Genomic DNA, 13,371 nt, shown 5'->3' with positions numbered 1-13,371 from the left:
TCTCCTCATTAGTTAATTTAATTTAAACTGCACGCAGCGAAGGCCATGCCAGCTCGATGCCCTCTGCAGCCAGAAACCTCTGGTAAGCGGCAAGCTCTGTCTCCGAAGAGCGGACATCGCTTGGCGTCAAGCCGCGATCCAAGCAGAAGCTAGCACAATAGCCCGCTGCCTCGCCAATATTCCATTCCACCGGATGAAGCCGGTAGCAGCCGTTTGTAATATGAGTGGTTCCGATATTTTTGCAAGCAGCAAGCAGATTGTTCACTCTTACCGGGATGAGACTGCCCAAAGGAATCTGGAACGGCAGCGACGATATATCAATATAGGGCTGATTTTCCGTGCTGGGATGCAGATCAATGCGGTAACAGCCGATGCCCACTGAATCCGAGAAATATTCCGCACGGCCGTCAGGACGGCTTTCCGTTGCAACATGCTGCTCCAGAATCGTAAACTCCGCCTTGATTCGGCGCGACTCCCGAACATACGGATACATGGCAAGCCCATCCTCTGTCCCCACCACATCGGGACGAAGCCTTAGCCCAGGGTAACCTTTCCCCCCATCCGGGCGAGGAGCCTCTGTCTGCATCCAATAAAGCAGCGACAGGCTGAGCTGCTTCGCCTCGTTTAAGTGACGCTCCCTATCTTCCGGCTTCACATCGATAATAGAGCCCAGCCAATAATCGTTCTGCGGCCAGTTGACCAGCGAAATAGAACTGTTGTAAGTCCCTTGAACGTAGTGCTCCTTCTCAGCGATTTGACGATATTTGAACAGCGAAAAAGCGCCTTCGCCAGGGAAAAGACCGTACTGAACCGGCTGCATCGTTGCCGGCTTGACACCGGTCCAGCTTAGCAGGCGATCCGGCCAGAAATCTGCCTTGTATTCCTTCCAGAAATCATAGAGCTCTGGCTTTGGAATCGTATGATCCTCGCCTTCCAGATAATCGATGGCGAAGCAATAGGTAAAGCCCTGCATATCTTGCGGCAGCGCCTCACCTTCTACAGCATGAGGCTCCCCTGTTTCTTCACGCGCTTCCGCGCCCGTAACGTATTCCACGCCGGCCAGTGGAAGCAGGTCGCCGCATTCCGTAGCGTCGAGAAAATATGGAGCCTTCAGCAGCACCGTATTTCCGCTGTCCAAGCTTTTAACCGTCACCGAGACGATGGTATCGCCATCACAATGGGCACTCACTGGAACGTGGCGGCGCAATATCGTCAGCTGCCCGCTATGTACATAAGGAGCAAGCTGACGCTCCAAAACGGCAAGCGCCGCGCGTGGCTCGTGACATAAACGGCTGACCGTACCGCCACCTGGGTTTAGCTGTTCGTTCTCCCGCGCCGCTGTCGTGAGTGGAAAGGCATCAAGGTAATAAGCGCGGATATCCTCGCGAAAGCGGCGATAGCTCCGGGTGCAGCCGAAGGACTCGATCCAGGGATGCTCGTCAGGCGGAACCGCCTGACTCGTTAATTGACCGCCGATCCAATCCGTCTCCTCCGTCATGATAACGGTTTTGCCCGACTTCGCCGCTGCCAGCGCCGCCGCAACTCCTCCCGTGCTTCCTCCTACAACTACGATGTCGGCCATTGCTTCTCGTTCCATGCACTTATCTCCTTTGGGGTTAAATAATGGTTGCAAAATAGTCATAGCTGCGCCGAATGCCTTCCGCCTCGCTGCCAACACCTTCATATTCAAGAACAAACGCTCCGCGGTATCCATTCTCCACCAGCTTGTTCACGATTTTCTCCAATTCAACATCGCCGTCTCCTAGGTTGATTCCTTCAAAAGCTTTGCCTCCGAGAGACTTATAGCGCCCGTCTTCACGCATTTCAAAATCCTTGAAATGAACATGCGAGACATAGGGGAGCAGCGTCTCAAGCGCGGCTGTCGGATGCTCGTCTACGAGCAGAAAATTGCCTGTGTCAAACGTGGATCGCAGAGCCGGAGAACCAACCCGATCGATGATCGTTTTGACCTGCTCGCCGCTTCCCGCTAACTTTCCGTGGTTTTCCAAACAGAGAACCAAGCCTTCCTTCTCAGCGACTGCAGCAGCTTCTTTCAGTCCATCGACAATCCAGTCCAGCGCTTCTTCGTAGGTTGCAATGTCGCTAAGGTTGCCGGAGAACACGCGGATGACGTTTGTTCCCAGTATCTTCGCAACAGGGTAGGCATCCGTAATCTCCTTCAGCGCCCCTGCTCTTTCCTCCTCGGTTGCCTTGACGAAATCATTGGCTACCGCGTAGCTGGACACCTTGATGCCATTATCTCTCACAAATGCAAGCACGCTTGGCAGTTCCTCCAGAACGTCCTTCCAGAACACATTCAACAGCTCGACATCCTCAATCCCTTCATCCTTGCAAAAGGATAGAAAATCCAGCACCTTCCATCCGTTTTCTCTCACGGTTCTGTGCATGCTCCACATGCTAAGTGACAGCTTCATTTTGCAACTCCCTCCATGCTCTGTTATGGCCTCGCTTTGTTGAAAGGCAACGCTATTGCTTACTGCGTACCACCATTGTAAAAGCTGCCATCCGGCATAAATAGAGTAGACCGATGACCATTTTTGGTAACTTGATGCGATTATCTCTCCATTCACTAAAAAAAGAATTGAAAGTTCCTATTAACGAAGCACCGCGGCTGCTCTCCAACAGTCGAAACGAATGCGAAAGTTGAATAATTTAGATCTTATATAAATAAAATAGGGCTGTTCCGAAAGTAGTTATCTACTTTCGGAGCAGCCCCATTCAGCTTCTTCCTATTTTTTAGCTGCCGCCCAAGCGTCCAGCTGTTTTTGTTTCTCTGCGATAATTTTGTCTATTCCCGCTGCTTTCAGCTGTTTATTGAATTCAGGCAGCTTCGAAACAGGATCGACCGTTCCGGTCTCCAATGCAATTTTGTACTGGTTTTGCACATTCGTTACTGCCGCAATTTCTGTTTTGACGGCATCTGCATTAAAAGTAAAGCCAAGCGCTTTTGATTTCACGGCGTTTCTATTAAACTCAGCCAGCTGATTCCAAAGCTCTGGATCATCGCCATTCCAAATGTGTGAAAGCGATTGGTTGCCAAACATCCAGCCCATTTGCAGGTTGTAGCCTGAGTTTGTTGCATCCACGCCTTGCGGGTAATCAATGACATTGTCGGAAACCTTCACGTAATGCTTGTTCTCAATCCCGTAATCCAGCAAGTTGATGAAGTCTTTATCGGTATACATCATATTCAGCAGCATCATCGCTCTCTCAGGGTCCTTCGAGTTTCTTGCGATACTCCACATAATGGAAGTAATATTATACGTCGCTGTTGCTGCAGGGCGGAAATGTACCGATACCATCTCTTTGCCTGTAGATCTTGATTCCTGCGTCTCAATACCCGGCTTCATATGGGAAATGAACGAGAAAGCCTTGCCGGATTTAACTAGGTTGTATTGCGTCTCAGTGCTTGTAGCTGCATCCTTGGCAATATAGCCTGCTTGATTCCATCTTCTCACTGTATTCAGCATTTCGGCATATTCCGGCGTCTCATACATATTCACGACCTTCAGGTCGTTGTCATAGCCTGGAAGCACGCCAAAGCCTTCGCCCAAGTTATCAAAGTAGCTGAGAACATAAATATCGAGAATAGATGTTCCATACTTAACTGTCGGAATCATATCCGGTTCATTATCTTTAATTGTTTTGAATACAGCGTCCAAATCATCCAAAGATTTAATCGCGGCAGTATCAATGTTATATTTTTCAACCAAATCTTTGCGCATCGTGATGCCATAATCTGCTGCCAAATCTCTGATACTTGGTACTGCATATATTTTTCCATCGATTCTCGTCGCATTCAAGAACGCAGTATCAAGGGAGTCTAGCGCTTCCGTAACCCCTTGTCCATTCTCAGCCAAGTATCCATCAAGCTCAAGAAGCTGCCCTTTAGCTACATCTTGGCTGTAGGTTCCAAGTCCGCTTACGATCAAATCCACCTGTTCATTACCCGACATCATTAGTGTCTTCTGCTGAGCCCATGCGCCAAAGCCGATAGGTACCAGCTTTACTGTCGCATTGATTTTTGCTTTCGTCATTTTGTTGATTTCATCCTGAACCAGCTTTAAATCCTTAGGCTCGCCCCCGACTGGAAATACCATAACTAGCTCAACAGGCTTAAGCTCCCCGCTGCCGTTGCCGCTTTTTCCTTCTGCTGTTTTCCCGTCGTTGCCTGCATTAGTGCCCTTGTTGTCTCCATTGCCGCATGCACTGATCACCATTGCGAAAGCTAGTACGATTAAGAGAAGCGTTTTTGCCACAAACTTGTTTTTTCTCATTGCTGTGACCTCCCTATTTTTATTTGTGATCCGATTCTATCTATAAATGCATGATCCATGCCGTTATAGCGTCTATGAAAGCTTTATCCTTTAACAGCACCAATCGTCAGACCTTTAACAAAATACTTTTGGAAAAACGGATAGGCGATCAACAGTGGAATGACCCCAATTGCGGCCATTGCCATCCGCATTGGCGCAAGCGGAATATTCGCTCCAATATCTGCATTACGGCTGCCTGCCTGCGTAGAAGATTGTAAAAACTGTACGTCCAGCAATATCCGATTGAGAAGGTTTTGAAGGCTATAATAATGACTATCTGTAAGATAGATTAAGCCATTAAACCAGTCATTCCAATATAAAATGGTGTAAAATAATCCTACTGTAGCAAGCACCGGCGTCGAGAGCGGCAAGACGATCCGGTAAAATATTTTCCATTCCCTTGCCCCGTCGATATAGGCGGATTCAATAATCGCTGTCGGAATTGAGCTTGCAAAAAAGGTTCTCATCAATATGATAAAAAATCCGTTCATCAAAAGGCCCGGTATAATTAAGGCCAGCATCGTATTTTTTAAATCGAAATAGTTGGTGTAAAGCAAGTACGTCGGTACAAGACCTCCGTTAAACAACATCGTAAAAAATACATAAAATGCGAGCGTATTGCGAAACGGCATTTCTAGACGCGAAAGCGGATAAGCGACCATCGCAGTAAGCGTAAGTCCAAGCGTCGTACCAATTATAGTCGTTAAAACCGTAATGCTGTATGCCCTTATAATGTCAGAAGAGCTGTTCCACAAATAGTGGTATGCGGAGAAGCTTATTTTATCAGGGAAAAATGCATAACCGCTGCGAACAAGCTCCATATCATCGGTAAGGGAGGCGGAGAACAGCAGCCAGAACGGCATGATGCAGAAAAAAGTGAACACTAGCATAACGATGTTAATGATCCATTGATAGAGCTTCCCCGATGCTTGCATAATACATCTCCCTTTCTAAAACAACGCGTTGTCTTTGTTGTATTTTCGTACGACCGCATTCGATAAAATGACCAAAATGAAACCGACCAATGCTTGGTACAAACCTGCGGCCGAGGACATCCCGATGTCGCCGAGGTTAATCAATGCTCGATAAACATAGGTATCAATCGTATTCGTAACTGGCATCAGCGCGCCTGTGTTAAGCGGAACTTGGAAGAATAAGCCGAAATCGGAGTAGAATATACGTCCAATGGCGAGCAATGTCATAATCGTAATAACCGACGATACGAGCGGAAGCGTAATCTTCGTAATTTGCTGCCACCGGTTAGCTCCGTCGATCGTTGCTGCCTCGTAATACTCATTATCAATGCCGATGATCGCTGCCAAATAAATGATGCACAAATTGCCTACGCCTTTCCACACGCTTACGAGCGTTAAAATCCATGGCCAATACTTGGTCTCACTGTACCAAGAGATAGGATCAAGCCCCATCGTCGGAAGCAAGGTTTTGTTCATGAATCCGTTCTCAACATCGAGGAAGCCGAGCACCAAATAGCCGACAATTACCATCGAGATTAGAAAGGGAAGCAGGATTAGCGTTTGATACAGCCTTGATAAGAAACGTTTGCGAATTTCATTGAGCATTATCGCAAGCGCTAATGCAATCCCCGTATTCAACAGGATAAAGGTAATATTATAAAGCAGCGTATTTCTTGTAATGATGTAAGCGTCCGTTGTTTTGAACAAATACTCAAAGTTTTTAAAGCCAATCCAGTCACTGCCCATAATTCCTTTGGCAAAATTGATGTCCTTAAATGCGATCACGATTCCGAACATCGGCAAATAGTTGTTAATCAGCAGGTACAAAAGGCCGGGCAGCGCCATCAGTACGAGGGCGCGGTATTTCTTAACCTTTCTCATCTCCGATGCGAATGCTGCTTTCTTCTTCGTCTTCAATGAGACCTGCTTCATATTGGAGGGTGACGTCTCAGGATTTGCTTGCACGGGTCTCAACCACCTTTGGCTTCGTTTAATATGTTGCTTAACTAATAGTAGCGCAAACAAAATAGAGCCACTACTAATAATCCGACATCCGACTTTCGAGTTTCCGACATCATAAACGGGAAAAGAAAAATGCCGTCAGAGGGTCTCTAATCCTCTAACGGCATCGTTTATTTGGACGGACAGCCTTTGCGATAATACTGGGGTGTCATCGATACTTCTTTCTTAAACAACGTAGAAAAATACGAAAAATTCGAGAAGCCAACCGCGAGTGCGACGTTGCTGATCGTAGTATCGGTTCTTGCGAGCAGCTCCTTGGCAAGATTGATTCTTTCTTTCAAAATATAATCGGATATTGAGAGCCCCGTCTCTTTCTTAAACAGTTTAACGATGTAATCAGGGCTTAACCCAATATAATCGGCGATATATTGTCTGGACAGCTCCTCATCGATGTGAAGCGCAATGTAGCGCTTGATCTTCTCGACCACCGTCTCCGTAGAATCCAGCTTTTCCATATGGACGAGCGCCTTCTCAAGCACATCCCGCACCCAATTCTGAAGGTTCGTCACGCTTCGTGTCGCTGACAAAATACGCTCTGGCGTCAAATGATCCGAAAAGATTTCATCCGCGCGCAGTCCCTGCTCATGCAGCGTATGCAGAACCATTTGCAGAAAGCTTTGATAAAATTGCTGCAGCCTTTTGGCGCCTAAGCACTCAATTCGTTTCCATGAATCCAAAAACTGCTGCGATTCATCGAGTACCTTTTTCTTATTTCCTTGCTTAATGAGCTCCGACCATACATTCATGGGCGGCATTGGAATCTGCGATTCCTTCTTTATTGGATCATCGATGAACATCACACAGTCTGCCATATTAACTTGATTCTTTTTAAAAGCGATCAAGCCTTCCACCATATCGCGCACTTCATGGACTTGTGCCGATTTGCCTATATAGCAGGACACGTGACAATATAAATAATGATTGCTCATCTCAATAAAAGACTGACAGCGCCTTTTGATTTCTTTGCTAAAAAGCTTGCCATCTTCTGTTTGCATAACATCCTGTGCAAACACAATGAGCATGTAATCAGCGTTCATCCGGACGATTTGTGCACTAGCAGCACGCTGAATAACGACCTCCTCAAGGGCGTTGTGGAGCGCATACTCCATAATTTGCAGATCACGGGCGGTTAATGATTTCTCCCAATGCTCGATACTGATAAGAACCGGCAGAAATGTCATAGACCTCGTGTACGGAAGCTTCTGCTTGCCGATAACCTCCAACATTTTATCCTGATTAGACGGAATGGCTTGCTTCAGTACATCCTGCCAGAAACGCTCAGCCACCATCGTTGCCGATTCCCGCTCCTTCCTGATTTTCTCGATTAGCTTCGTCATCACAAGCTTCAATTCATCATGCGGAACGGGCTTCAACAAATACTCGAAGCTGCCAAGCTGAAGAGCTTTTTTCGCATATTGAAAATCAGCGTGACAGGTAAGGAAAACACATTCGGTTTGGGGATACTGTTCACGCACCCATTCAAAGAGCTCCAGCCCGCTGCCCTGCGGCATTTCTATATCACAAATCATCATATCAAATGGCTGAAGACTAAATTCCTCCTTCGCTTGCCGAAGATTATGTGCGAGAGTGACACTTATAATGCCGAGCTCTCTCCAGTTCACACTCGATTTAATGCCGTTTGCGATAAAGATCTCATCATCAACGATTAATAAACGGTACATATTCACGACCTCATTTCTTTCGTTAAAGGCATCGTTATTTCAACTGCTGCACCATCTTCGTTATAAAAAGCCATGCTCGCCTTGTCCCCGTATAACAGCCGCAATCTGCGTCTTACATTCCAAATGCCAATATGCTCGCCATCTTCATTCATTAAATTAATTTCCTGCTGCAGCTTCTGCAAGACCTCCTCGGAGAAGCCGCGGCCTGTATCATGAATTTGAATTCGCAATCTCTCTTCTGGCATCAATTCGCATCTTCCAATCGTTATCGCAATATGAGTCGGCTCATCCGTGTTAATTGCGTGTTTTATCGTATTCTCGGCAAAGCTTTGGATAATTAACGGAGGAATGTAACATTCCCTCAGCTCGCCGTCAACAGTGATGTCGTACGTAAAGCTTCCGGGAAAGCGGAAGGTCTGGATTTTCAAATAGTTTTCACTATGATTAAGCTCATCCTGCAGAAGCACGTAATCCGTCTGGCTGCGGAACATAAACCTGAAATAGCGGATCAAGGAGAGGGACAGCTCCTGTATTAATTCGTACTTCTTCTCTTGTGCCAAGTAATAGACGATGTTCAAGCTATTCAAAAAGAAGTGAGGGTTAATTTGCAGCTGCAGCTGTTTCAGCTCTGCTTTCTGGTTAATCAATTGTTCCTCATATACGTCAATTTTCAATTGTTGAATATCGCAGACCATGCTGTTGAACGTTTCGTTCATCATTTCGAATTCATTGGAGGTCGGTTTATTCGGTATTCTTGCCTCCATATAGCCTTCTTTGATTTTGCGCATGGCGACAATAATTCGATTGATCGGCAGCAGAACCACTTTACGCAGAAAATACAGAGCAATCACTAGAATGAGAATCGAGCCTGTCGCAATAAGCACAATGATTCTTTGCAGATAAGGAAGCTTCTCCAAAATATTTTGCTCGGGTACGACAGCTACTAATCCAAATTCACCTTTGCCTGACTTTTCGCCCATGACGAGGTAATTGTTGTCTGCGCCGGAAAGCTGATACGTCTTAGAGATATAGGATAAATCGATTTTATTTTTTTCGAAAAAGTCCTCGTCCTGTAGCGGCCTATTGCTCTCATCAACAAGCAGCGACCTGCCTTCCGATCCGAGGTCTAGAAAGTCCAGCGGGTCCATAACTCCGTCCACATTTACCCCTGCCCCAATGTACAGGTTGCCAGCCTTAATCATATGCAGCAAATAATTTTGTTCTTTCAAATTCAGCACAGACCATTTATCGTACTGATAGCTTTTCATCGCTTGTTCATCGTTCAGAAGCGCAACAATTCCTTCCTTGATGAAATCATTGTTGGTATAAGCAGAGCCCGTCAGCTTAGGCGCGAACAACAAATCCTGATTCAAGGGTGAATAAATAAAAAAATAGTCCAATGCTTTATAATAAGTCGCATTGTCTCTTAACTCTGTAAATAGCCAAATTCGCTGCAAATTGTATAAATCTACATCTGCTTCTGGGAGACTATCGAGAATATTCAATCCGGATTCTTCCGCAGTAAATTTGAGCATGTAGCTATCTATATCCTCAAGCGTCGTATCAATCAAACCCATGTATAGATTAAGCATATTGCTGTTGGACTGCGCCACTTGATTACGAACGACATCAATGGAATACAAATTGTTATAAATAAGAAAGGAAACCATCGGAATCATAATAAGCATAAGCCCTGTTACCAGCTTAAATCGAAGCGAATTAAAGAGAGAACGATTAAGTAATTTCAAGATCTGCTAAGCCCCCATTTGCCTCTTAAATAAAAAATAGAGCTATATACAACTATTAGCCGGGGATTAATCCCCGGCCGCACGTTATCAAACTATTTTTTCTTGCCGTAGCGTTTCGTCCTATCATCCACGATAATCCCGCTCCAGTTTAAGCCATATGCAAAATCATAGGCGTTCCCCTCGGAATCAACATGTACTTCCATATCGTGTGCAACATCTTCCAGCTGCTCCTCAACGGTCTTCATATTCGCAGGCATCTGCATCGGCAGCAGCCCTGAAGGCTCTGCTTCACCGGTAATAATATCTAGAATCGCTTGATCCTGTACCCCAAATGCAGCAATGATTGCATCGGCCTCTGCTTCAAATTCTGCAACGATAGAAGGCTTCGATAATTGCAGCGACACAATGACAGGTTTGCCTTTCATAACCTCTTTCGTTCTCAGTACAGCCTCCAAGTCCGAAGCATTTGTGGTCGTTACCGTTTTCCCCTTATAGGAGCGGTTTAACACATCTCTATCATCGCCGGCTATACTGATTTCCCTAGTATGCTCTGCGGTATACGGGGTGTATTGCAAGCTTATCGGAACATAACCGTTTCCACCTGCTTCAGCATCTGCCTTGCTGTATCCGCTGCCGGAATCCGCCCCCGTAATGAACACCATTGCAAAATCAGCTATCTCCGGGTCATCCGTTACCTCGAAATATTTCTGTATAACATCCATATTGACGGGATATCCATCAAATGCAGCAGTCGGGAATCCGATCCAATTGGTACCTGCTGGTCTGTAGCGTTTAGGAATATAGACCGTCTTCATTTTCTGTATCGGGAGAACGTTTCCTTTGTTTTTAAGCAAAACGAGTGATTTGAGCTGCGCTTCGTAGCCTGCTGTCATAAATTCAGCATTGCCGACAATGCGAGTGGTTTGTTCTGGATCGCAATACGGGTTCTCGAATAAGCCGACGCGGAACATGTTCTTCAAGAGCCTTACCGCTGAATGCTCAAACCTTGCTCGCATATAAGCTTCACCGTGCTCTGCCACACCGATATGGTAAGCTTCAATGACAGGAGCCGCATCATTATTTCCACCGAATTGATCTACTCCGGCCATAAGTGCTTTGTAATGACGCTCCGAAACGGTATAACCTTCCTCAACCCCCCATGCACGTCCTCCTGGAAACAATCGTGTAATATCAGTGCCTTCATCGTCCGTAATTCCCCAGTCCGTGCACACGACACCATCGTAGCCATATTTATCACGAAGCAGGTTACCGATGATGTGAGCGTTGTAAGCATTGCCGACATTCTCGCCATTCACCTGATCTTGATTATAGGAAATCGTATAATAAGGCATGATGGCCGATGCTTTCTCCGTCCCTCCTGAGAGCTTGAATGCGCCGTCCAAGAACGGGATCAGATGCTCCTCGAAGTTGTTGCCTGGATATACAGCAAATTTGCCGTATCCAAAATGAGCATCTCTGCCGCCTTCGCCCGAACCCCCGCCCGGCCAATGCTTGACCATCGCATTTACACTTCCTGATCCCCAGCCGTCTGATGGAGACTCTTCTTCAAACGAGGTCTGAAATCCGTCGACATAGGCTTTTGCCAAATCGGCTGACAGTCTTGAATCCTCTCCGAACGTGCCGTCGAAGCGTGACCATCTTGGATCGGTCGCGATATCGATTTGGGGAGAAAGAGCGGTTGCAATGCCAAGCGCCCTGTATTCCTTAGCAGCGATCTTCCCAAACTGATGAACAAGCTCAGGATCAAAAGCTGCTGCAAGCCCCAGCGTTTCGGGCCACATGGAAATTGCGCCTCCCGCCCCTGCATTATATTCCTTGCTCGCATCGGACCCATGGCGCGGATCGCTGCTGTTATTCGCCGGGATGCCCAAACCTGTACTTTCGGCCAAGGCTTGTACTTTATTGTTCCAATGAGCAGCAATCTCCGGACTTTCAACAAAAGTAAGGAGTACATGCCGCAGATGGTCTTGGGTTAAAAACTTTATTTGTTCATCGGACAAATCATGCGGCTTCGCACCGCTCTCCGAATAGGGCTTGCCATTATAAGAGGCGGTGAAAAAGCCATGTGAAGCTGGAACAGCCTGATGTGCGCTGTACAACATCAAACCGGCAATTTGCTCGATGGACATTTTTGAGGCTAAATCCTTTGCTCGCTCTTCTGCCGGCAAGCGCCAGTCCTCGTATTTATCCAGCTTCCCATCCTTATTGAAGTCTTTAAATGCAAAACCATCTTCCACTATAATATTTACGCCTGAATTAGCTGAATATCCGAGTGTTGGGCCACCTTCATTTTTTACATATGTAATCGTTTCCAATTTTGTTTCAGTCCAATGATCACTCATGTCATTACTGCCTCCTAGGAAGATTATCATATTCAGACATTAACGTATTCCCTCTCACTAGCGGAAAAACCTTCCCACTGATGGAAAGGCTCCCTTTTATATTGTTATTCCGTTAAATGAATTGAAACTTTATTCAAATTCTACAACTTTGCCCGTTTCAGCCGACTTATAGATCGCCTCTAAAATTTGCGTGACCACATAAGCTTGCTCTGGTTTTACGAGAGGCTCGGTATCATTAATAATACTATCGAGCCATTGTCTTGCCTCTTTCACGCCATCATCCTCAGCCCCTGGACCGAAGTAAGCAATGCCCCCGCTAAAGGAAGGTTTCGTCTCCACAAGCTGTCCGTGTTTGGCGCTATTAAAGATGACATCGCTTTTCCCAAACGTTGAGCTAGCTTTCATTTCTGCTCCGCCTTCTGTCCCGCAAAGCGTAGTCATCGCCTCTTTAGCATCGGTTGTATTTAATATCCATGACGCCTCCAAGAAAATCGTAGCGCCGTTTTCCATTTTAATAAATCCAAAAGCCGAGTCTTCTACATCATATCTTTCCGGGTCCCATGCACCCATCATATTGCCTTCGAACTTATCCGCCATTTTATGATAGACAGAACCACTCACCGATTTCGGCTTATAGTTATCCATGAACCATAATGCCAAGTCCAGCGCATGCGTGCCTAAATCGATTAACGGTCCGCCGCCCTGCTGCTCTTTATCCAGAAAGACCCCCCATGTCGGCACTCCGCGTCTGCGTACGGCATGGGCTTTAGTCATATAAATGTCTCCTAAATCACCTTCGCGGCATGCCTTATGCAAAATTTGAGAGTCATTTCTAAATCTATTCTGATAGCCAATCGTCAGTTTCTTGCCTGTCCGCTTAGCCGCATCTACCATTTTTTTGGCTTCAATTGAGTTGATCGCCATTGGCTTCTCACACATGACATGTTTGCCCGCTTCTAGTGCATCAACTGTTATATAAGAATGCTGCAGGTTCGGTGTTAATACATGAACAACATCAATTGATTCGTCTTCGAGCAGCTTTTTGTAATCGACATAGACTTTAGCGCCCTCGCTTCCAAAATCCTGAGCTGCCTTTTGCGCTTTCTCTTCAATAACATCACAGAAGGCAACCATTTCACCCATATGTGAAAGCTTGGCTAACGATGGCATATGCTTCTGGTTTGCGATACCGCCGCAGCCGATGATACCGATTTTAAGTTTTCCTTTGTTCATTGAACATTCTC

At 46.1% G+C, this 13,371-nt stretch carries 9 protein-coding genes; all 9 read right to left on the bottom strand.

Annotation, left to right across the window (positions count from 1 at the left end; genetic code table 11):
* Positions 1–22: 22 nt before the first annotated feature.
* The 9 genes from AC1DM9_RS01980 to AC1DM9_RS01940 all read right to left on the bottom strand — a co-directional run bounded on the left by AC1DM9_RS01980 (position 23) and on the right by AC1DM9_RS01940 (position 13,360).
* Positions 23–1,597, bottom strand: coding sequence for an FAD-dependent oxidoreductase (locus AC1DM9_RS01980; protein ID WP_477578222.1), 1,575 nt, complete (start codon positions 1,595–1,597; stop codon positions 23–25).
* A 19-nt stretch (positions 1,598–1,616) separates the two neighbouring features.
* Positions 1,617–2,435: a sugar phosphate isomerase/epimerase family protein gene (locus AC1DM9_RS01975; protein ID WP_477510710.1), complete on the bottom strand. Its 819-nt coding sequence runs from the start codon at positions 2,433–2,435 to the stop codon at positions 1,617–1,619.
* 315 nt (positions 2,436–2,750) lie between these two features.
* Positions 2,751–4,298, bottom strand: coding sequence for an ABC transporter substrate-binding protein (locus AC1DM9_RS01970; RefSeq protein WP_477510860.1), 1,548 nt, complete (start codon positions 4,296–4,298; stop codon positions 2,751–2,753).
* 83 nt (positions 4,299–4,381) lie between these two features.
* Positions 4,382–5,272: a carbohydrate ABC transporter permease gene (locus tag AC1DM9_RS01965; RefSeq protein WP_076267076.1), complete on the bottom strand. Its 891-nt coding sequence runs from the start codon at positions 5,270–5,272 to the stop codon at positions 4,382–4,384.
* Between the two features lie 15 nt (positions 5,273–5,287).
* Entirely contained in the window at positions 5,288–6,193 is a 906-nt protein-coding gene (locus AC1DM9_RS01960; RefSeq protein ID WP_441884992.1) for an ABC transporter permease, read from the bottom strand.
* Positions 6,194–6,444: 251 nt separating this feature from the next.
* Positions 6,445–8,016, bottom strand: a complete 1,572-nt coding sequence (locus AC1DM9_RS01955) for a response regulator (RefSeq protein WP_339204804.1) — start codon at positions 8,014–8,016, stop codon at positions 6,445–6,447.
* Between the two features lie 2 nt (positions 8,017–8,018).
* Positions 8,019–9,764 carry a sensor histidine kinase gene (locus AC1DM9_RS01950; RefSeq protein ID WP_441884949.1) on the bottom strand — a complete coding sequence of 582 codons (1,746 nt, stop codon included), beginning with the start codon at positions 9,762–9,764 and terminating at the stop codon, positions 8,019–8,021.
* 92 nt (positions 9,765–9,856) lie between these two features.
* Positions 9,857–12,127, bottom strand: coding sequence for a glycoside hydrolase family 3 protein (locus tag AC1DM9_RS01945; protein WP_477578220.1), 2,271 nt, complete (start codon positions 12,125–12,127; stop codon positions 9,857–9,859).
* A 129-nt stretch (positions 12,128–12,256) separates the two neighbouring features.
* Positions 12,257–13,360 carry a Gfo/Idh/MocA family protein gene (locus AC1DM9_RS01940; protein ID WP_441884953.1) on the bottom strand — a complete coding sequence of 368 codons (1,104 nt, stop codon included), beginning with the start codon at positions 13,358–13,360 and terminating at the stop codon, positions 12,257–12,259.
* Between the last annotated feature and the right edge of the window lie 11 nt (positions 13,361–13,371).

It is taken from the genome of Paenibacillus sp. 01T431 (genome assembly GCF_056398625.1).
This window is presented reverse-complemented; position numbering and strand designations above follow the sequence as displayed.